This window comes from Ruoffia halotolerans (genome assembly GCF_014049385.1).
Lineage (GTDB): Bacteria > Bacillota > Bacilli > Lactobacillales > Aerococcaceae > Ruoffia > Ruoffia halotolerans.
Genome location: NZ_JACAOA010000028.1, coordinates 1 through 21,949 on the forward strand (window position 1 = coordinate 1; position 21,949 = coordinate 21,949).

Annotated in this window: 16 protein-coding genes and 1 pseudogene; 3 read left to right on the forward strand and 14 right to left on the reverse strand. The window is 36.5% G+C overall.

Annotated features, from left to right (window positions below):
* Positions 1-807: 807 nt before the first annotated feature.
* Positions 808-3,087 carry a bifunctional glutamate--cysteine ligase GshA/glutathione synthetase GshB gene (gene gshAB / locus HW423_RS09120; RefSeq protein WP_218931606.1) on the forward strand — a complete coding sequence of 760 codons (2,280 nt, stop codon included), beginning with the start codon at positions 808-810 and terminating at the stop codon, positions 3,085-3,087.
* A 108-nt stretch (positions 3,088-3,195) separates the two neighbouring features.
* Complete coding sequence (locus HW423_RS09125) at positions 3,196-4,041, forward strand: hypothetical protein (protein WP_218931607.1); 846 nt, start codon at positions 3,196-3,198, stop codon at positions 4,039-4,041.
* 57 nt (positions 4,042-4,098) lie between these two features.
* Here HW423_RS09125 and HW423_RS09130 read toward each other — a convergent pair whose 3' ends face one another.
* The 14 genes and pseudogenes from HW423_RS09130 to HW423_RS09200 all read right to left on the reverse strand — a co-directional run bounded on the left by HW423_RS09130 (position 4,099) and on the right by HW423_RS09200 (position 21,123).
* Entirely contained in the window at positions 4,099-5,106 is a 1,008-nt protein-coding gene (locus HW423_RS09130; RefSeq protein ID WP_218931608.1) for a lipoate--protein ligase, read from the reverse strand.
* An 18-nt stretch (positions 5,107-5,124) separates the two neighbouring features.
* On the reverse strand, positions 5,125-6,207 hold the full coding sequence (locus HW423_RS09135; protein ID WP_218931609.1) for a M42 family metallopeptidase: 1,083 nt from the start codon (positions 6,205-6,207) through the stop codon (positions 5,125-5,127).
* Positions 6,208-6,313: 106 nt separating this feature from the next.
* Positions 6,314-7,297 carry an NAD(P)H-quinone oxidoreductase gene (locus HW423_RS09140; protein WP_218931610.1) on the reverse strand — a complete coding sequence of 328 codons (984 nt, stop codon included), beginning with the start codon at positions 7,295-7,297 and terminating at the stop codon, positions 6,314-6,316.
* Positions 7,298-7,436: 139 nt separating this feature from the next.
* Complete coding sequence (gene nox / locus HW423_RS09145) at positions 7,437-8,768, reverse strand: H2O-forming NADH oxidase (protein WP_218931611.1); 1,332 nt, start codon at positions 8,766-8,768, stop codon at positions 7,437-7,439.
* A gap of 517 nt (positions 8,769-9,285) precedes the next feature.
* Entirely contained in the window at positions 9,286-10,545 is a 1,260-nt protein-coding gene (locus HW423_RS09150; protein WP_218931612.1) for an ABC transporter permease, read from the reverse strand.
* Entirely contained in the window at positions 10,545-11,282 is a 738-nt protein-coding gene (locus HW423_RS09155; RefSeq protein ID WP_218931613.1) for an ABC transporter ATP-binding protein, read from the reverse strand. Before HW423_RS09155 ends, HW423_RS09150 begins: the two co-directional genes overlap by 1 nt.
* Positions 11,283-11,359: 77 nt before the next feature.
* Complete coding sequence (gene coaBC, locus HW423_RS09160; RefSeq protein ID WP_218931614.1) at positions 11,360-12,580, reverse strand: bifunctional phosphopantothenoylcysteine decarboxylase/phosphopantothenate--cysteine ligase CoaBC; 1,221 nt, start codon at positions 12,578-12,580, stop codon at positions 11,360-11,362.
* A 147-nt stretch (positions 12,581-12,727) separates the two neighbouring features.
* Positions 12,728-13,318, reverse strand: a complete 591-nt coding sequence (locus tag HW423_RS11205) for an LPXTG cell wall anchor domain-containing protein (protein WP_235956438.1) — start codon at positions 13,316-13,318, stop codon at positions 12,728-12,730.
* Positions 13,319-13,719: 401 nt separating this feature from the next.
* Positions 13,720-15,489 carry a hypothetical protein gene (locus HW423_RS09170; RefSeq protein WP_218931615.1) on the reverse strand — a complete coding sequence of 590 codons (1,770 nt, stop codon included), beginning with the start codon at positions 15,487-15,489 and terminating at the stop codon, positions 13,720-13,722.
* A gap of 158 nt (positions 15,490-15,647) precedes the next feature.
* Positions 15,648-16,277, reverse strand: coding sequence for a PepSY domain-containing protein (locus tag HW423_RS09175; protein ID WP_218931616.1), 630 nt, complete (start codon positions 16,275-16,277; stop codon positions 15,648-15,650).
* 200 nt (positions 16,278-16,477) lie between these two features.
* Entirely contained in the window at positions 16,478-16,855 is a 378-nt protein-coding gene (locus tag HW423_RS09180) for a hypothetical protein (RefSeq protein WP_218931617.1), read from the reverse strand.
* 166 nt (positions 16,856-17,021) lie between these two features.
* The gene (locus tag HW423_RS09185; RefSeq protein ID WP_218931618.1) at positions 17,022-18,275 is read right to left on the reverse strand and encodes a general stress protein; all 1,254 of its coding nucleotides are present in this window, start codon (positions 18,273-18,275) and stop codon (positions 17,022-17,024) included.
* Positions 18,276-18,421: 146 nt separating this feature from the next.
* A pseudogene (locus tag HW423_RS11210) lies at positions 18,422-19,402 on the reverse strand (ABC transporter substrate-binding protein).
* An 833-nt stretch (positions 19,403-20,235) separates the two neighbouring features.
* Positions 20,236-21,123: an MBL fold metallo-hydrolase gene (locus HW423_RS09200; protein WP_218931620.1), complete on the reverse strand. Its 888-nt coding sequence runs from the start codon at positions 21,121-21,123 to the stop codon at positions 20,236-20,238.
* Positions 21,124-21,381: 258 nt separating this feature from the next.
* Between HW423_RS09200 and HW423_RS09205 the strand changes: the two genes are divergently transcribed.
* On the forward strand, positions 21,382-21,924 hold the full coding sequence (locus HW423_RS09205; protein ID WP_138404707.1) for a QueT transporter family protein: 543 nt from the start codon (positions 21,382-21,384) through the stop codon (positions 21,922-21,924).
* The last annotated feature ends 25 nt before the right edge of the window (positions 21,925-21,949 follow it).

The following is a 21,949-nucleotide window of genomic DNA, read 5'->3' on the forward strand; positions in this document are numbered from 1 at the left end:
TTGATTTGTTGAACAACAACTTTTACAGTTCATCTTCTTCGTGCTGTGGTTGTCAACACTTTTTTCAAAGTATTTTCAACTTCGTTTCGAAGTGATGTCGTTTGTTTTAACAACTTTTATAGATTATCACGGTTGCGACTCGAAGTCAACAACTTTTTTAAAGTTTTTAAATAATTTCCAAAACCTTTCAACGCTTCATCGTGATGTTGTCGCTGTTTGACGACTTACATATCTTATCATGCGAGCTATATTGTGTCAACAATATTTTTCACTTTTTATCAGTGTCGCCTCGTTTAATCGCTATCTAAAATGACAGCTTTTAAATATTAACATGTTTGATATGTTAGTGTCAATCACTTTTTTCACTTTTATTATTTCTTTTTTCAAGTGATGTGATCTCAAATGACAACTTTTATATCCTATCATGCTTCGCGTAATCTGTAAAGCATTTTTTTGAAACAAATGTATGATTCGCTCCAATAGTTGTAAGCGCTACACATGTTGTAGTAGCAACTTATGTTATAGTATCATCGACGTATCATTTCGTCAATACTTTTTTCGTTTTTTTGTAAAGTTTATGTAAATTTTATGTAAACTTACAAAGTTATCGCCAAACATTGTTACAACGTCTCGTGACGACAAGAGATAATATACCATGGGTTGCAGTATAGTGTCAACACTATTTATTACTTTATTCATAATTCTTTATTTCTATTGGAGCTTTTAACTTTTGGAATCAATTTCTACTATATAAAGTCTGATATTATTGTATAATGTATTATACTCTTAATTCAAAGGAGGATTATAGTGAAGATACAAGAGAGTTACTTTAAACTTGATCAAGTTCCTGGCCTATGGCGTAGTACTGTCGGACTTGAGCGAGAATCTTTACGAGTTAATCATGATGGGAATATATCTAAGCATCTTCATTCTTCTGAATGGGGAACTCGTAAACAACAACCTTATATACAAACTGACTTTGCAGAAAGTCAATTAGAATTAATTACACCCCCTAGTGTGTCAATCAGTGAACTGCAAGCTTGGTTAAGCTCCTTCCATCAAATCGTCGCAACGACGAATGAAAAGAACGGAGACTTATTGTGGCCGTTTAGCACACCGGTAATTATCCCAGAGAATACTGAGGATATTAAGATTGCTCAGTTAGAGAAGATTGATGAGTATAAATACCGGGCATTTCTAGCCGACCTATACGGTAAGCATGTTCAATTAATTTCTGGAATTCATTATAACTTCCAAATTAATCCTGATATCGAACATGATTCATTTGAAGCTCAGTCTGATTATGACGATGAATTACAATTCAATAATAAGATCTACATGCATTTAGCTAGAAATTATTTCCGCTATCGTTGGTTACTAACATATCTCATAGGAGCTTCACCTTATGTTGCCCCTAACTATGCGACAAACTTATACGGTAAACCTCATGCAGAAAGAATGCGTTCAATTAGGCAAAGTCGTTATGGTTATCAGAATAAAGAATCTGTTGTTATGAACTATAATTCTTTAGAAGACTTTGTTACTTCTATAGAAGATGCCATTGATTCTGGTGCTCTTTCTTTAGAGAAGGAATTGTACCGTGATGTGCGTCTGCGTGGAGGAGCGAATGCCCGAGAACTTTTAGATAAAGGGATTAGTTATCTTGAATTTCGTAACATTGATTTGAATCCTTATCACCCTCATGGGATTGATGATGAAACAATCGCATTAGTTCGTCTTTTTTTGATTACACTTTTATTTATCCCAGATGTGAAATACGACACTGAGATCGTAAAAGGAACTAAGATGAATTATGCAACTTCAGAAGCGGACGCTTTAGATGCTCCAATGGACATAGATGAAGCTAAATGGTTAGTCACTGCTATGCGCGAAGTTGCCGATCAATTATCTAACACGGATAATGTCTCTTCTATAGTAGATAAAGTTGAAGCCTCTTTAGATGATCCCTCATTAACTTTAGCTGGACGCATTGTTGAAGAAGCGACAGAATATGATAGTTTCCTTGAAATGGGCTTACGCCTTGCCAAAGAACATCAACAAGTTTACTTAGATAAACCCTACTTACTACATGGCTTTGAAAATCTCGAGTTATCAACACAAGATGTGCTTAAAGAAGCAATTAAAGCGGGTATTAAAGTAAGAATCATTGACAGTGAGGAAAATGTGATCGAATTATCGTTCCAAGGACAAACTGAATACGTCAAAAGCGCAAATATGACTCGCCTTGATTCTTTAATCAGTTATTTCTTAATGGAAAATAAAGTCGCAACAAAAGTTTTACTTGATGAAGCGGGTCTTAAAGTTCCATCCGGAACGTCATTCAGTAATATTGAAGAAGCAAAAGCATATTACACTTCCCTACCCGACAAAGCCATTGTGGTTAAACCTAAGAATACAAACTATGGTTTAGGTATTACTATCTTTAGAAGCAAACCAAGTGAAGATGATTATATTGATGGTTTGAACTTTGCCTTTAAAGAAGATCATACGGTTTTAGTTGAGGAGTATATAGAAGGAACTGAATTACGCTTTTATATTCAAGATAATAAAACCATGGCAATTGTTGAACGTCGCCCAGCTCATATCATTGGAGACGGAGTGTCTACCATTGGCGAGTTAATTGATGAAGTGAACAAAAACCCACTACGTGGACGTGATCATAAAGCACCTTTAACAATTATTGAAAAAGGTGAAATCGAGACCCTTCAATTAAAAAACTATGGATATACTTTTGATTCTGTACCAGAAGATGGTAAGACAGTATATTTACGTGAGAACAGTAATGTGTCGACCGGTGGAGTTTCAATTGACCGTACCGATGATACGCATGAAGGTTATAAGAAGATTGCTGAAAAAGCTTCTCAATTACTTGAAGCAAGCTTCTGTGGTGTAGATATCATTATTGAAGACTACACTAAAGAACCTACTCAGGATAATTACGGTATTATCGAAGCAAACTTTAATCCGATGATTGCGATTCACCGCTTCCCAGGCGAAGGCACACCTCGTCTTTTAGGAAAAGCAATGTTAAATCAATTATTCCCTGACGTTTATAATAGAGGGTAATATTACAGTCGTACATTTACACAAACTTTACAATTCCTTTATTGGAGCTTATGCTTCACTCACGTATAATAGCGTTAGTGAAGTATTTTTTATAAAGGAGCAGATTGGATGATGAAGTATTTGAAGTATGTCGTAATCGTATCACTAAGTCTCACCGGCTTAAGTGGAGCTACACCTGTTTTTGCAGACGACGTTAAGTCTTTAGCAGAAGAAGAGAATAGTGTTTTCGTTGATGCTATGCTTAACGAAGAAGTTTATTCAGTAGAGAAATTACATGAAACCTTTGGAGAGCCTAGCTCAGAAGAAGAACTTGATGATTCTACTTCGCGTCAATTTTTCAATTTAGAAAGAGAAGAAGAAGCGACAAGTTTAGAAGTGATCGCGGATATCTCAACTCAAGATGCCGAAGAAGTGATTAATCTGACATTTAACATCGATTTCGAAGATGTAGTATATGAAGATGCGGATGCTTTTTCCGATACCTACTCTGAATTAGTTGATCATGCTTTAGAGTTGTATAATGAAGGAACTGTGATTGAAAGAGATCAAGTGCTTGAAACGTTGTGTGATCCAACTACAATTTCCTTAGCTGGTTCTTATGAATTATTAGTTTATTCAGTTGGTGATAGTGATTCAAGTACTGATTACATCGTTGTGTTATTAGATGATAAAGTTTATGCCCTGAATGAGCATTCAAATGCCGATGATAATCTTGAGAAAGACTTTGACATCACACAGTCTCAATTGAATCAACTTTCACACACGAGTGGAGTAACTTATAACGAAATGGTTAATCAAATTGGACAACCAGATAGTATCTATCATGACTTCCCTAACTCTGTTATAACTTATGTTTGGTATTCAGATACCGATGAAGATTTCTCAGAAATCAGCTACATCACTGACTTTCGTGATATAATGGTTGGTATTGGACATCAATTACAAGGTGAATAATTAAAAACAGCCCCGCTGATTTGTTATAAAGCAAATCAGCGGGGCTTTCTTTAAGTTTTATGCGAAGATTAAGTTGACAATCTCTTCTAAAGTCGTATTTCCAAAGTATTTATTCACATCAACATCAGCTAAAGCTTCTGTCACTGCTTGGCGTTCATATCTTACGCCATTTAATTTCTCCTCAACATCTTTAATATTACCTAAACCAAAGAAGTCTCCATAAATACGTGCATCTTCAATGACACCTTGCCTCACGTTAAAGCGAATATCAACAAAACCGAATGGGAATTTATGACTTTGCTCAAAATCAAAGTCCGGTGATTTACCATAATTCCATTCCCAATTCCCCATACGTTCTTCACGTAGTTTATAAACGCCTTCCCAAATCTCATCTGTTAATTTAAGTTCTGGGACATCTTCACGTTTATCCACTCCAAAAATTTCTAAAAGAATTAAATCTCTAAACTCTTCTGTAGATAAATCACGGTATTTTTCATCAACGTAAGGTTTGATATTTGTGACACGTGAGCGTACAGACTTAATTCCTTTTGATTCAATTTTAGCTTTTCTTGGTTTTAATACATTATTAGTCTCGTCTAAGTCTGAATCAAATAAAATAGTTCCGTGAGCTGTCATTCGACCGTCTTTAGCGTACATAGCATTTCCAGAAAATTTCTTCCCATCAATAAGTAGGTCATTACGCCCTTCTAAAGCTGCTTCCGTTGCTCCCATCTTATGTAGAGCTTCGATGATGGGTTCCGTCACACTCTTGAAGTCGCGGAAAGTTCCATCATCATCTTTAATAAAGCAGAAACAAAAGTTTCCTAGATCGTGATACACGGACCCGCCACCAGACATACGACGAACAACTTGCACATTATGTTCGTCAACATACGATTGGTTAATTTCTTCCGTCGTATTTTGATTTCGTCCAACGATAATTGAAGGTTCATTAATATAGAATAGCAGAATCGGTTCGTCAACTAGACGATTTTCTACTAAATAAGTTTCTAGTGCAATATTCAGGCTGGCATCATAATTATTACCATTATCCACAAAAATCATAGTTGTTATCCTCTTTCTCTAAACATTTTCTTTAATTTTCGCAACAGTTTCTGAATTTAACTCATCTAAAATTGCTGTCGCTAAGCGTACAGTATTTTTGAAGTCATCTTCATGAATGACTGAAGTAGTTGAATGTAAGTAGCGAACCGGAACAGTAATCGCGATGGATGGAATACCTGCTTGAGCTGTATGAATTGATCCAGCGTCTGTTCCTCCACCTGGAATAAATGTATATTGGAATGGAATGTCATGTTTTTCAGCAATGTTTACTACAAAGTCACGTAAACCTTTGTGAGAAATCATCGACGCGTCAAAGACAATAACTTGTGGCCCTTTTCCTAATTCACTATCCGCTTCTGCTTTAGTCATGCCTGGCGTATCACCTGCAGTACCTGTATCTAAAGCGATCGCGATATCTGGTTGAACTAAGTTCGCAGCTACTTTAGCACCACGCAAGCCAACTTCCTCTTGAACATTCGCCCCAGAATAAAGTACTGTTTGATGGCCTTTTTCTTTGGCGTGTTTTAAGACTTCTACTGCTACCGCCACGCCAATTCGGTTGTCCCATGCTTTCCCTAGGAGGAATGGTGTGTCGTTTAGGCGACGAGTTTTAATTAACGGTGTAATCATGTCACCAGGACGGATGCCCATTTTTTCAATGTCTTCTTTTGATTGTCCTCCAACATCGATAAAGATATCTTTCATATCAATGGGTTTTTTACGCGCTTCTGCTGTCAATACGTGAGGTGGTTTTGATCCAGTAACCCCTTCGATTTCTTTACCTTCTCTTGTTGTAATAACAACTTCTTGTGCGAGCACCACTTGACTCCACCAGCCACCAATCGTAACGAATTTGATGAATCCTTTATCAGTAATTTCACTGACCATGAAACCAACTTCGTCCATGTGTGCTGCCATTAAGACTTTAGGTCCTTCTGCATCTCCGGTATGTTTACCGAAGATCCCTCCTAAACTATCTTGAACGAATTCGTCCACATAAGATTCTGTTTCTTTCTTGAAAAGTTCACGGACTTGCGTTTCATTTCCTGCAATTCCATTAACTTCTGTTAAGTTTACTAATAATTCTTTATTCAATTCCATACATTCATTTCCTTTCTGATTTTTCTTCATACTGAATATTCTAACACGTTTTCATTATAAATAGTGGTTATAATACTTAATAATTTGACGTTTTCTATATAAGTCATTACTCACTGATTTTGACGATTATTTTCCCGATATTTACGTTGTTTTCCATCATTTGATGCGCTTTTGGTAGTTCTGAGAAATCTACTACTTCATGAATAATTGCTTGGATTTCTCCTGTTGCAAAATACGGCATAACGTTCTTCACGAACTCTTTCGTCAACTCTCCTTTATATGCATTACTTCTTGGCGTCAGGAGCGTTCCTTTTAGGTGAATTCGTTTTTGCATAATATCTAAAATATTAAATTGCTCTACTTCAGATCCGCCTAGTGTCCCAATCAATATCCATCTCGAATCAATTTTGGCACTTTTAAGATTTAAGTCGTAATATGATGCTCCAATAAAGTCTAAAATAACGTCAACACCTTCGTCATTTGTTTCTTCAAGCACCCGTTTAGCGATATCTTCTTCTTTATAATTAATCGGAAAGTCAGTTCCTAATTCTTTCATCTTATCTAATTTCTCTTTGCGACTGGATGTCGAGAAGATTTTGGCATCGCTCAATTGCTTAGCCATTTGGATTGCGGCTGTTCCTACTCCACTCGCTCCAGCGTGAATTAAAATACTTTCATCTTTTTTCAAATCGCCTAACCAGTATATAGTTTGGTAAGCAGTTAAGAAAACTTCTGGTATCGCTGCGCCTTCTTCGTAAGTGAGATTCTCAGGTAAAATCATCGCGAACTCCGCAGGCATGACTGCGTATTCTTGATATGATCCTTGAATCACTAAGCCAGCTACACGTGTTCCCGGTTCTAAATCAGTTCGATTTGAGCGGTTTTCAATAATTTCCCCGGCAACTTCAATTCCTAAGACTGGATACGGCGCCTCTAATTGTTTGTTCTCACGCGTCAGAATCTCAGTTCGGTTAATACCGAAAGCTTTTACTTTAATTAACACTTCACCATTTGTGGGTAGTGGAGTTGGGCGTTCTTCTTGAATTAATTTTTCTACGCCACCCGGTTCAGTTATTGACCATGCTTTCATCTTAATCCTCCTATGTATTTATATTTTCATGGATAAGTCGTTCATCCTCTCTCCTATGATATCAAAAGTACTAAGGCGAACAAAAATCTTAGCTCAAAATAAAAAACCGCTATAAAATAGCGGTTTGAGTTTGAATATATTATTTTGCTTTTAATGCAGCCATCGTGATGTAGTTGTAAGGTTGGTTGAAGTGAGGTAAGAAGAAAATATCTGTTAACTTCAACGTATCAATCGTTACTTTTTGTTGAATGGCTAATGAGAACATATGAATAGTTGCTGACATGTCATAACGTGATACAATTTGTGCTCCTACAATACGGCGAGTGCCTTTTTCAAAGACGATACGGATCTTAACTGTTTCGTTATTGCTCATGTAAGGTGATTTTTGAACATCTTCATGCTCAACATAATCCACGTCAATGCCAAAACGTTGGCAAGCTTTTATAGAGTACCCAGTTGATACTAAGTTTAGACCAAAGATTGAAATACCGTTTGATCCTTGAACACCTACGTGTTCTAAGTCAGTTCCAGCAACATTATGTCCACCAACGATTCCTGAACGAACTGCGTTACTTGCTAAGGCAATATAAGCTGTGTCTTGTAATGCGTTCGAGTAAACTGTTGCACAGTCACCAATTGCATAAACATCTGGATCACTTGTTTGTTGATGACGGTCTACTAAGTAAGCACCGTTCGCAAATAATTCTAAATGGTCTTGTCCTAAATCATTGTTTGGACGGAAACCAATCGCGTTAACTACTAAATCAACATCATAGTGACCTTTGTTTGTTTTAATTGCTTTAACACGGCCTTCTTCACCTTCATATGCTTCAGCTAATTCGCCATAATGTAAATCTATGCCGTTGTCAGCTAAGTTTTTATCCATTAATTGAGCAAACTCTTCATCGTAGTAGTTTGATAATGATGTAGACATTGCATCAAATAATAATACTTGTTTACCACGACGTTGAATTGCTTCTGCAATCTCAACACCAATATAACCAGCACCGATAACAGCAACTTTTTCAATCTTGTCACTATTTAACTCTTCATCAACCGCTTGTCCTTCTTGGAATAATTTAAGGAAGTGGATTCCGTCTAAGTCTTTACCTGGTACATTTGGTTCAATTGGTTTAGAACCAGTAGCTAAGATTAATTTGTCATATGACTCTTCAATCTCTTCACCATCTTTTGTTACAGCATGAACAACTTTATTATCGTAATCAACACGATCAACCGTTGTTTCCATTAAGATGCGAGCACCTTTATCTTCAAAATCTTTACTCTCTGTATAGAATAAATCATTACGATTTTCTACTTCGCGAGCAACCCATAAAGCAGTACCTGCTCCAACATAACTAATGTTATCATTTTTCTCAATTAATACTACTTCATGACCTTCGTACTCATCAAGTAAAACATTCGCTGCAGCAATCCCCGCATGGTTAGCACCAATAATTACAACTTTCATCAATTATTTCCCCCTAATATACCTTTTTAAATCTAATAAATACATCATATCACAAAGTAATTTAAAATTTAAGTTAAAATTTTATGAGTAACTTTGTGAAAACAGCTAGACTATTGGCATAACGGAGTTTCCATCCTATTCAATATCCTTATAATAATTGCTTATAAGCTTGTGAAAATTGAATCTAAGTTATTAACCGCTGTTACAAAATCCTTTTATTCCAAAGTTTATAATCTTTTAATTCATTATTTGTAGTCAATTCCAGAAATTCAGGTTTGTAAAAATTCGCAATTTAGCGAACACAATGAATAGTTTGTGAAATAGATTATTATAAAATGTTAAACTCAATAATGTAACAGAGTTGGCATTGGCTGTGAATTTTGGAATTATGGGGATTTAGGTCATTGAGAATTTCTAAAAGAAGGTTTTTCGCAATTTGGTGCCCAGAAATTTTCTCAGGGACACAATTATCATTCCAATTCAAAAAAGCGCCCAACATTGTTGAGCGCTTCCCTATTTAATCTGTCTGTTTTTTGTACCACCATGGTACATATAAGAAAATCATCAACATCGCCACTGCGACCCAAGCCATAATAATATAAACTAACTGTAGCGTTAGTGGCTGAGTCAACACAGCAATCACTGCATACACAAGCAATTGAATAAAGGCAATGACCAAAGATGTTCCTTGAAATGCCTTAACAATAGAACCTTCCCGGTTTGGATAAATAATTTGGAAAGGTTGATTACTATATAATTTCATCAATGGAACTAGCTGAATAAACGTGAGTACGTGACTCAAGACACCAATTCCTAATAACATCCAAACGTTACTTGTCATCATAATCAGTACTGAAATAAATAATGTGACGCGTAGCCAAACACCACTGTATGCATTATTTCTAAATATAGCTCTCAAGAATAAGAATGAATAGCGGTTATTATTCAAGTTCTTCATGAATGACAGTAACCCATCTAAATATGGACGGCGTTTAATCGAAGGTCTCAAGTGAGGTACATCCGCAAAAATCGAAATCCACTTATATAAACTTGCCTCACGACGCGTCTCTTCTTCCACAATATGATCAAAAGCCACCCAGCGGTTACTTCTTTGAGTCATCGCCCAGGCGATATAAACAATCAAGAGTAAAAGTATCACCACAGGTATGTATATATTAAATGTCACAGGTAAACTAAACGTTATGAATAACGCGACTGCAACTAATAAAGTATGATGCCATCTGGATAGAGGTCGCCCAATAATCTGAGCGAAGCCTAAATTAAAAATATCTAAATACAGTAACAAAAAGCTGACTGCTTTGAAGGCAACCATATAAAGAATCAGCAACCAACTTTGGCTCAAATTCCAAACAGAAATCAAATCTAGAAACGGCATAATCATTGCTGTTCCGAGTGAAATAATAATCGCTGGTAAGACTAAAGATACTAAAGCACCTTTTAACCAATAACTATGCCACTCTTCTCCTCGAGCAAACAAATAACTTTTGTCAGGATCCTTCGTAAACCACATCGGCTGTCCAAATTGAAATATCGTTGCCAACCAAATGACAACACTCAGGATAATTACCCAACGAATAACACTTAAGTCTAAAGCTTGTAATTGAATCAGTAATTCACGGTAATACAATGCACCAAAAGCTAAGATCACTAGCATAATAATTGAAAAGTGATCATTCATGATTAGCCTTGCGTACTTACCAATTTCCTTTAAGTAATTTGAAAAGCGCTGTTGCCATAAGCTTTTGAAGTCACCCATTAAAGCGCCTCCTCTTGCTCAGTCATCGCGATATAAATATCGTCTAACGAAGCTTCCGGCATCATAAATTGCTCTCTCAACTCCGAGACATTACCTTGACCGATTAAAACTCCTGCTCTTAACATTAAGAAGTAATCGCACAACTCATCCGCAATACTCAACACATGCGTTGTGAATAAGATAGCTGTTCCATCAGCAGCACGCTCTTTTAATAAATTAGTAAAATCACGAATCGCAATGGGATCTAAGCCTAAGAATGGTTCGTCAATAATTAAGATTTTTGCATCTGTAATTAATGCACAGACTACCATCACTTTTTGCTTCATTCCTTTTGAAAAATGCGTTGGGAACCAGTTTAGGTTCTTGTCAAGTCTAAACATCTTCAATAAAGGTTCCGCACGCTGCATGGCGACATCAACAGGAATGTTATATCCAAGAGCCGTCATTTCAATATGCTCTTTTAAAGTCAATTCCTCATATAAAATCGGTGTTTCTGGAATGTAAGCAATATTTTGTGCATAATCTTTATGATTATCAACAATTGATTGGCCGTTAATCTTCACTGACCCTTGTTGTGGTTCTATTAAACCAAGAATAGTCTTTAATAATGTTGATTTTCCGGCTCCATTTAATCCGATTAAACCAACGATTTCTCCAAATTTAATTGAAAAATTAACATCTTTCAATACAGGTACTTGTCTGTACCCACTAAATAAATTGTCTACTTGTAATGTCATTATACTCTCCTTTATCTAAGTAAAGTTACTTAGTCATTATATCATATCCACCCGAACTTAAGATGAACTGACAGCGACTAATTAGTTGTATGGTTTGGGTCAAGAATAATGCGCCAAATTTTTAAAGAAACATTTAACTTAGAACGCATAGAAATTTCTTCATAAGTTCCATCTGCTCCAATAACTAATACTTCATTATGTGTCGAGTTAAAACCAATGCCTTTATTTGATACATCATTAGCAATAATCCAATTCGCATTTTTCTTTCTTAATTTACCTGAGGCATACTCAGATAAATTCTCAGTTTCGGCCGCAAAGCCAATTAAAACTTGATTCTTCTTCTCTTTACCAAGTGTTGCGAGGATATCAGGGTTCACAGCTAAATCAAGTTGGAGTGAATTATCACTACCTGCTTCTTTCTTAATCTTTTGATCCGAACGGTTAAGGACACGGTAATCGCTTACTGCTGCAGCCATCACCACATAATTTGTATCTGAAAAGTATTTATTAAGCTTTTGTTGCATCTCAACAGCAGAGTCCACATAAACAGCTGTAATATTATGAGGCACCTTTAAATCGCGTTTAGTTGAGATTAAAGTAACATCCGCTCCATAAAAACTAGCCGCTCTAGCCATCGCATACCCCATCTGACCAGATGAATCGTTTGAAATGTAGCGTACAGGGTCAATTCTTTCAACTGTGCCACCTGCAGTTACCACAACTTTTTGTCCTTCAAGCCATTGTGGAGAATTATGACGCATATATTGGTACTCAACCATCTCAACAATGTCTTCTACAGACGGCATACGCCCTTTTCCGCTATAACCTTCAGCTAAAAATCCTTCGTCAGGTTCCATAACGACATAACCAAAAGACTCTAAGCGACTAATATTCGCTTGAGTTGCTGGATTATCGAACATTTTAGTGTTCATTGCCGGAACGATCACACGTAAATTATTTACTGCCATTAATGTACTGGACACAGCATCATCTGAAATACCATTAGCCATCTTTCCAATAATATTCGCTGTTGCTGGTGCAACTAAAGCCACATCTAACCAATCAGCAATATTAATATGTTGAATCGATGCAGGATCATGTTCATCAAAAGTATCTGTTAGTACTGAATGTTTAGTTAATGTTTGTAAAGTCAGTGGCGGAATAAATTTCTGAGCACTTTCACTCATAACCACTCGAACGTTAGCTCCTTTTTTAATTAATTGGCGCGCTAACTCGCCCATCTTATAACTGGCAATTCCGCCGGTAATAAATAAACCTATATTTACTTGATTTAGCATTATCACTCACTCCTTGTCATTATACTAATTGTAAATGATATTGGGTCAACTGACTAGTCATATATGCTCTTTTTGCTTTATTCTATAAAAATGTGCACATAAAAAAGACCAAGCCGAAGCTTGGTCTTAAAGTCTAATTATTCAAAATTAGTTTTCTTTTTTGAATGAAGGTGCTACTAAACCAACACCAGCTAATACTGCTAATGCAGCTGCTCCAAAGATTGCGTATGATGAAGACTCACCAGTTTCTGGTAATTCTGCTTGTCCAGAACCGTTGTTAGATCCACCGTTGTTAGATCCGTTTCCGTTGTTAGATCCACCGTTGTTGTTGTCATCTTCGTCATCTGATTCTGATTCGTCATCTGATTCTGTTTCGTCATCTGATTCTGTTTCGTCATCTGATTCTGATTCGTCATCTGATTCTGTTTCGTCATCTGATTCTGTTTCGTCATCTGATTCTGTTTCGTCATCTGATTCTGATTCGTCATCAGATTCTACTTCTGTTTCATCATCAGATTCTACTTCTGTTTCATCATCAGATTCTACTTCTGTTTCATCATCAGATTCTACTTCTGTTTCATCATCAGATTCTACTTCTGTTTCATCATCATCTTCAGTATATTCATGATCTGAAAACATTGGGATGTCTACTGCTTCAGCAGCTTGAAATGGTGCTACAGCAACTAATGTTGTTGAAGCTAAAGTTATTGCAGTTAGTTTAGCGAATGATTTTTTCATTTATAATTTCCTCCTGTATTTTGGGTCTTTTTATAAGATACTCCTAAGTGACATTACAACTGGCAAGTCAACATGCCTAATTGATAAACTTACCAAAACTGTAATTCTTTATAAGAGATAAAGAATTTCTTAAGTTCATCTTAAGGAAACTTAAGTTCATCTTAAGGAAACTATAGCAAATATTAATTTTATCGTCAATCGTTTTCAGAAGATGACATATTAATGTAACATTTCTGTCAAATTTGAGACTTAATAAGAGTATTAGTAACTTTAAGACTTTGGTAATTCAATTGTAATCTGACACAGAATACTTAGTGTGATTCATGTGCCTTGTATACATTATAACTTACTCCTTAAGAAAATCAACAACAATTTAAAAAATTCTTAAACTTTATAATAAATTAGTCTTGATCGTAGTAGAACAGCTCTACATTGCCTGTTTCAGTGTCTTCGTAAGCTTCAACATTACGCATTTCTGGGTCAGTATAACTTGTCCATACGTGACGAATCTGATGTCCACCCGCAAAGATATGTTCCACAATATTAGCATCATCTAAACTATTTCTTAAGTTTTCAATTGATAATTCAGTTTCAGCTAATGCGAATAATTCTTCAATGTTAATTGCAAACTCTTCATCTAAACGTGGTGTTCTAATATCATATTTCATAGTTGTTACAACATTACTACTTGAATCTACTTGTAGCGTTAATAGAACGATTCTTTCGTCCTCAACAGAATAATAGTCGTAATAAGTTGAATTTCCCGCAACTTGCTCTTTACTTGGTTCCCCTAAAAGTTCACTTAACTCTTCTGGAGTAACCGTTAATGTGACACCATCGACCATTCCGCTTAACTCTTCGTATCCACTAATAATAGTTTCACCGTCTAATAAAGTTAATTCTTCATAATTTGCTGGAGCAAATCTCTTCACAAATTGATTTACTGGCTCATCTTCGGCAGTCTCTTCAGTCTCCGCTTCATCAGTTGTTTCTTCATCACCAGTTTCTGTTGCTTCTTCAGAAGGCTCTTCAGTCACTTCTTCAGATTGATTTTCAATTCCTTCTATATATGTAGCAACTGAATCTTGTAATTGATTTAGTAATGAAGTTTCCTCTGCTTCACCTGTTGTATGACTTAATACATACTCATTGTCTAAAGTAATAAACTCGTAAGCTCCTTCAGTCGCACTTGGTGTCGCAATTGTAGTGTAAGTTACATCATTTGATGATAACTGATATAAAGCAGTGACAAATAAGTCTTGAGCATATAATCCGGCATTTTCTTGATCAACCAAGCCTTGAATTGATTCTGCACTCACAGCTTCATTCGTTGTTTGCGTTGTACTTGCTTGTAGAAGTGCTGATCCAATTAAGTTTCCAGCTTCGTCACCAATTAAGATGATTTGCGCAGGTACAGTTCCTTCTTCCGTTTCTTCAGAATAATTGAAGACTAATACATTTTGTCCAACTTCAGTGGTTGTTTGTTCCGGAACAACATTACCTTCAAAGTTTGTTAAGATTTCATCAAAAGTACTTCCCATTGTTGCTGTCTCTGAAGTAATATCATTTAGTTCAAAGTCATTGATTAATGATTGATAATCTTCCCAAGCTAAAGCAAAGTTAGGATCTTCGAGAGATGCCGCTAATAATGATTCCAAGTTCTCAACATTTGAATTGATTCCAAATTGGGTAGCAATCGAAGTCTCCGATTCATCCGAAGTGGATACAGGTGTTCTAGGAACTGTTCTTGGTGGAACATATGAACTTGGTGGTCCTACTGGATAAGTAGGTTGTGTAACTGTACCTTCATCCGTTGATTCATCAGATTCTTCTGACTCATCACTGCTCTCATCTGATCCTTCTGACTCATCATTGCTCTCACTTGTTTCGTCTGGGGTACTTTCTTCTGGAGTGCTTTCCTCTGGCACACTTTCTTCTGGCACACTCTCCTCTGGTGTACTTTCGATTGGTATTGATGAGCTCCCGTCACCATTACCTTCGCCACTACCAGGATTATTACCAGGATTATTACCAGGATCTTGTTCAGACGCTGGATCCGATACAACAGTCTGGTCTCCGTCTTCTTCAGCTTGCACAATCGTTGCCATCGATCCAACAATTAAATTCGCACTTAGTAAACTTACGACAAGGGTCTTTAAAGATTTCTTCATCTATGTCACTCCTTCATATTATATATAACAATTATATCATCAATCTTAAGTTAAGGTAGACAAAGCAGAATTTTAATATAAATATTTCTATATATTTATATTAAAAGTTGTACACAGCAAAAAAGGAGGCTTTTTCAAGCCTCCTTAAATACTATTAATTAGTCATCGAATTCAACGTTTACGATATCTCCTGTTTCTGCATCAATTTCAATGTGTAATTTGTTATCATCATCGTCTTGATCTGGATTTTCTACACCATCCATTTCAATTTCCCAACGAACTCTTCCGTCATCGCTATCTAAGTCCCAATCAGTGATTGTTCCTTCGCCAGCTTCTTCTAAAGCAATTTCAGATGCTTCATCAATGGTGATTAAGTCTTCTAAGACTAATGCTTCACCATCGTTATCATTATCGTCTTCATTATCTTCATCGCGGTCAGCAATTTCTACTGGGTCTACACTAAAGTCCACTTCGTATTCAATATTATCTTCAAATCCATGAATCGTTATTCGGTATTCTTCATTTCTTAATTCAATTTCAAACTCTTCAATTTCTGCATTAGGGTATTCTTCTTGGAATAGTGCTACTGCATCATTAAGTGCTACTTGTAAGTCACTCTCTTCAGTTTGGGCTTCATCTGTACTTTCAGTACTTTCTTCTGAGCTAACTGATTCTTCAGAAGTAGATGCTTCTTGAGAATCATCTTGGGCAGACACGTGTGGCGCAACGGCAGTTAACATTAATCCGGCCATTCCTAACAATGCAAAACTTTTCAATGATTTCTTCATTATTGTATCACTCCTAATATTTTTGACTTCAACTCTATAATATAACATCTTATTAGCAATTCAAATAATACGCATATTATTTGCAAATTACGCATTGCCTTATATGTGATGTTTTTAAAATATTTACAGATATTTTTCTGTCTACAGTTGCTATTTTATAAAAACCACCCCCGGTATGGCGACGTTTCATAATTTCTGAATTAATTCTCTTCTTCGCCTACGATTTCAGCAATTTCTGCATCTGGCATGTCTTTAAATTTACCGAATAAGATTATTAAGAATGATACGCCGAATGCAAAAACCATTACAAGAATTCCATTAATTAAGTTTCCAAATGAACCATCTGGAGAGATAAGGGCTGGAAGTGCAGCAATTCCTGGGTTTACAAAGGCGCATGAATAGAATTCTTTGAGTCCTGCATAAAAACCACCGGCTAAACCACCGATAATACTTGCGACCATCACGCGTTTATATGGAATGGCGATACCATATAAAGCCGGTTGAGAAACACCTAAGGCTGCTGTTACAACTGCTGTCACTGAGTATTGTTTGTAACTTGAATTCTTTGATTTAATCATGACTGCTAATGCTGTACCAGCTAAAGCTAAGTTAGACCTGTCATTGAGGGTAACATGAATAAGGCCATAAAGGCTGCTAATACTTGGTTTGTATTAAATGACTCTCGCTGTAAAAAAGAACTCGTACTTGAATTGCCACAAGTACGAGTTCTAAATTAAAATTCAATTATTTATCGTCCTCATATTGATCTGCGTTTACGCCTTCTTCATCTGCAGGGGGATTATCGTCGTGTCGACGCATCTCTGCTTCAAATTCACCCAATTGATGACCTTCTTCTTGGTCTGCATAGCCATTTGTGTCTTCTGGGCTTAGTGTATTAATGTTTTGAGGGCCTTTATCTTCTGCTCCATACTGTTCAGGGTTTACCCCTTCTTCATCTGCAGGGGGATTATCGTCGTGTCGACGCATCTCACCTTCAAATTCTCCCAGTCTCGGATCATTATTCGAACGGTTTGATACCGGACGTTTGCTGTCTCCTACTTCCATGGAATCACTGCGCTTCCCTTCAGACTCTCTTTCCAGTCTTGTTTCTTCACCTTTTAAATAATCATCTTCATCATGGTAGTCTGTGGATGAAGTCGGTGTAGCTGCATCTTGATTTTTTTGGTAGTACTGTGAATAATCAGATGAGTCTCCCATATCTCCAGCAACGCTACCTTCTTTTCTATCCGCAAGTAACTTTTCATCAGCTACTGGATCTTCTATATAAGTGACCTCGTTTGACGATCTGTTTGCTGCATCACGGTCAGTTTGCGGTTGCTTATTAAGACTTGTATAGTAGGCTTCTGCTTCTTCTGATTCTCGTGCAGTATCTCCTGCTACTTTGTTACTTTCATCATATTGAACATTTTCAGTGACAGTATATTGACGGTCGTCTGGGTCAACTTGTGAGTCTACTTGAGTGCTATCTTTTTGATGCGCTTTAGAGTAGTCAGTTTCTGCACCCATATCACCTGCGATAACTGTTGTATTTTCTGAATCAGTTGTTTCATCTGGTGTTGGATAGTCATCCCTTTGTGTGAATGTCTCTACTTGGTTGGGATCATTTTCTTCCATAACATTTACGTTCGTATCCACTGAAAGTGCTTCACTTTCATAAGTCTTCTCTAGGACGACTAATATCTTGTCGTCATCAAGTTCATTTTGATAACCTTTTAAATCAATTGGGAAATTCTCATCATCACCGTCGTCAGATCCAAAGAAATCAGCGATTCGATTCCAAAATGATCTATGGTCATCGTCATCATCATATTCTTCTAACTCAACGATATTCGCGGATTGATTTGCTTCTTCCACAACATCATCGTCTGCATAGAGTGAGATTGCACTCACAGGTATTCCGGCATCTGTTAAATTTTGAACTGCTTTATTCGCTTCTTCGATTCTGTCATAGACTGCATATACAAATTTTTCATCCATGGTAGTTCCCCCTTAGATAGTCTCTTACTAATTATAGGTATTATACCGTGGTATCGTTTTCTATACAAACAATACGACAGCAAGTCATGAAATGACTTATCATTTGTTGCTGTCAGAATTGTTATTATTCATTTGTCATTGCGTTTTTATTCTTCCATTAAACCATAAATTTCTTGTGGGTCAATGCCAATAGCATTTACGTAATCTTCATTAACAACGAGTTCTAAGTAGTTAGCTAACTCTACTGGTGTTGTTGCTGGGTCAAGGTCTTCATCGATAATTCTAACTAACATCTCGGCCGTTTGAACACCAAGTTCATAGTAATCTAGTCCGTAAGTTGCTAGACCGTTTTCTAAAATCATATCATTCGATCCACCGACCATTGGAATACCCGCTTCTTTTCCGATTTCTCCGACAAGTGTCATCGATGCAGCGATATAGTTGTCTGTTACTAAGTAAATTCCGTCCACTTCTTCATTAATTAAGGCATTCATTGCTTGGCTAATATCGTTTGTTGATGAGATTGTCTTAATGACTGGTTGAATGCCTTGCTCTTCTAAGATTGGTACCGCAATATCGACTTGTTATTGGGCATTAATTTCACTCGAATTGTAAATTAAACCAATTTTTTCTGCTTCTGGTACTAAGGGGAGTAAAATTTCATTGATTTGTTGTTCAATGGGACCAATATTTGTTGTTCCAGTTAAATTGCGTCCAGGTTCTTCTAAGGAATTCACCACCCCGGCTCCAATTGGATCGGCTACAGATGAGAATAAAATGACCTTATCTTGAGTTGTATTTGCTAAAGCTTGTGCAAATGGTGTCGCAATAGCGAATAAATAGTCACTTTCTGCTTCAATACTGCTTGCGAGTGATGGAAGTTGGCTAACTTCTGCTGCAGCGTTCACATAATTGACCGTCAAGTTTTCTCCTTCAACGTAATCTAATTCTGCTAATCCTTCAATGAAGCCTCGGTAGTTTTCATCCAATGATCCGTGGGCATTGAATTGTAATATCCCGACGCTAATGGGTTCTCGTTCTTGTGCGCTGACTGTTGTTGATGAGTCGTATAGGATACTCATTAATGCTAAGCTGACAACTAATAATAGGTTAATAATTTTTTTCATGTTAATTTCTCCTTTTTGATTTGACTAAAAGCGACAAAAAACCTAGCGAGAAATATAATCTCGCTAGGCGGGAAGAAATTAAATAGGTCCCTCAATGAAGAACGCATCTTATCACACACTCGCAAAGATTATAATCTCTAGAATAATCTATGCGGGCTCCACACTTTTTAGCACCTCATAGATACAAACAAACGCTTGTACGTGTTTGTATCCAATTAGGCAAGATACAAACACTATCTAAAGTTGCTAAAAAAGAAGCGGTTATGTTGTGAAATAAGTTTTGAATTCATCTTTAGCCCTCCATTGATTTGTTAATTATAATTATACAGATTACATTAGAGTTTGTCAAATGTTTTTAATTGTTTTATCATTTTAATTATATTAAGTTACGCTTAATAGCGAGATACTGCTTTTCTAAGCATCTGGATCACCTTAACCTTTCTTTATAGTATCGGTCAAAAACAATCCTTTTCACTCCCTTCAGCATGCCGTATTCAATAAGCAACACCAACCACGACCTCTTTCTAAGCCTTTGAGACACATAAAAAGCCCCTACGCACCACGTGCATAGAGACTCATTTGGAATGTATGAATAAGTTTAGAAAGATCACAAATACTCTCAGTTCTAACTTTTCGCACTGAGGTTTTGCTTGTGTGTAATTGTGAAGTTAAATGAAGCGATAATGAATGAGTCACAAACTTCTTATGATTAGTCTTTATTAGGTTTAAAGTCATCATGAAAATCACACTCACTCTCATTGTTTGCTCATCTTTCCTTCATAAATCCATTCTATTACAACGACCTATGATTGTAAAATAAAACACACCCTATTTTAAGTTAGTTTTTCGATATTTTCCGGCCATTCAATGATGGGATTTTTCTCTCTTTCTAAGTAATCAATGACTGTTTTGCCATCTCGATCAAATTGCAGCATGCAATAATACGCATCATGATAGAAGATTAGTTTATAGCCATTCTCAAAGGCTTCGGGTAACCACTTTTGCTTTGCAGCGATAGTGTCCATAGGATAGTCATCGTAACTACTTACCCATGCTGGATTCATTGACGCTACGGTAAGGAGTAAATCTGACAGATGTAGTAGAACTTCGTCTTCTTGAGTCAATTTAACTATTGCTAAGCCATTTGAATGCCCACCTGTATGAAACATTTCTATACCTGGAATGATTTCAATCCTATCTTTGAAGACTTTGACTTGTTCTTGAATGGGTTCCCAGTTTTCTTTGAGGTAGGTTCCTTTAGTACGAACGTTGGGATTTTGCACTTCTTTCCATTCGATCTCTGTCATATAAATCGTAGCATTCGGGAAGACTGATTCAAAACCCTCCTCAGTTGCGCGAGTTAAACCACTCGCATGGTCATTATGCATGTGTGTCATGAGGATGACGTCGATGTCTTTAGGCGTTAAATTTAGTTGAGACAAACTTTCTGTTAGTTTTGTTTCATTTTGAACACCGATATTACGCCAGTCTTTTTTAATGAACTTATTCGTTTCAAATCCAGCATCAATTAAGTAATTGGTGTTTTTAAATTGAATGAGGATAGGGTCTTCAACGGAATTCATTTGGTTGTGATCATTGTTTGGATACTTTTTAGACCAGACGGCTTTAGGCACCGGTCCGAACATGTTCCCTGCGTCATTCAGTGTTGAAGTTGATTCTAACCAAGTCAGCGTCATATCGTGGAATTTTAATGTATTCATATATTCACCTTTCTATGTAACTGTTTTCATTATTATTGTAGCACAAGTTCTGTGGCCTCTCCTTAATTTTTACTTATAATGGCTATTATTTATGTTAAACCTTTGTTGTCTTTAAAGGCTTTTTAATGTAAACTATATAACGCTGTTTAGATGATGACTGAATAGTACTATGGCACTTCAGCAGAATATGCTCCTGTCCTTTGGCTGTAGTTATTACTAGCATAGCAATGCTATGACTATAAAGGAGATTGATAAAAAATGGGAAATAATCATCATGTCGATAGTTACTCTAGTTTTGATACACAAGGTTTAGTTAAGGCTGGCTTAGTGACTGCATTATATGTTGTCATTACCATGTTCGTTGCTCCAGTGGCTTATGGACCCATTCAGTTTAGAATTTCAGAAGGTTTAAACTTTATGGGACTTTATAATAAACGCTACATCGCTTCAATTACTTTAGGGGTGCTCATCGTGAATGCGATGCAATCTACGATTGTTGATGTGGTTGTCGGTAGTTTTCACACACTGGTGTCCTTAGTTTTAGCGCGTTATTTAGGTAATTTAGCGGTGAAAGCTTTTGGTAAGAAAGTTAAAGACCCAATGATTATTCGTTACGGTGTGATGACTCTTGTCTTTACATTTACAATGTTCATTATCGCGGCTATGTTAATGTATATGGGCTTTGCGGACTTCTTCTGGGAAACTTATGCGTTCTTAGCTTTATCAGAGTTTATCGTGATGACCATCGGTGGATTAATTATGTATTATTTAATTGCACCACGCATAGATTTTCATAAATAATTTATAATAAAAAGCTCCCTGACAT

Coding starts and splice junctions, on each gene's coding strand:
- HW423_RS09125 (WP_218931607.1), top strand. CDS start 3,196: ATGATGAAGTATTTGAAGTATGTCGTAATCGTATCACTAAGTCTCACC.
- HW423_RS09130 (WP_218931608.1), bottom strand. CDS start 5,106: ATGATTTTTGTGGATAATGGTAATAATTATGATGCCAGCCTGAATATT.
- HW423_RS09135 (WP_218931609.1), bottom strand. CDS start 6,207: ATGGAATTGAATAAAGAATTATTAGTAAACTTAACAGAAGTTAATGGA.
- HW423_RS09140 (WP_218931610.1), bottom strand. CDS start 7,297: ATGAAAGCATGGTCAATAACTGAACCGGGTGGCGTAGAAAAATTAATT.
- nox (WP_218931611.1), bottom strand. CDS start 8,768: ATGAAAGTTGTAATTATTGGTGCTAACCATGCGGGGATTGCTGCAGCG.
- HW423_RS09150 (WP_218931612.1), bottom strand. CDS start 10,545: ATGGGTGACTTCAAAAGCTTATGGCAACAGCGCTTTTCAAATTACTTA.
- HW423_RS09155 (WP_218931613.1), bottom strand. CDS start 11,282: ATGACATTACAAGTAGACAATTTATTTAGTGGGTACAGACAAGTACCT.
- coaBC (WP_218931614.1), bottom strand. CDS start 12,580: ATGCTAAATCAAGTAAATATAGGTTTATTTATTACCGGCGGAATTGCC.
- HW423_RS11205 (WP_235956438.1), bottom strand. CDS start 13,318: ATGAAAAAATCATTCGCTAAACTAACTGCAATAACTTTAGCTTCAACA.
- HW423_RS09170 (WP_218931615.1), bottom strand. CDS start 15,489: ATGAAGAAATCTTTAAAGACCCTTGTCGTAAGTTTACTAAGTGCGAAT.
- HW423_RS09175 (WP_218931616.1), bottom strand. CDS start 16,277: ATGAAGAAATCATTGAAAAGTTTTGCATTGTTAGGAATGGCCGGATTA.
- HW423_RS09180 (WP_218931617.1), bottom strand. CDS start 16,855: ATGATTAAATCAAAGAATTCAAGTTACAAACAATACTCAGTGACAGCA.
- HW423_RS09185 (WP_218931618.1), bottom strand. CDS start 18,275: ATGGATGAAAAATTTGTATATGCAGTCTATGACAGAATCGAAGAAGCG.
- HW423_RS09200 (WP_218931620.1), bottom strand. CDS start 21,123: ATGAATACATTAAAATTCCACGATATGACGCTGACTTGGTTAGAATCA.
- HW423_RS09205 (WP_138404707.1), top strand. CDS start 21,382: ATGGGAAATAATCATCATGTCGATAGTTACTCTAGTTTTGATACACAA.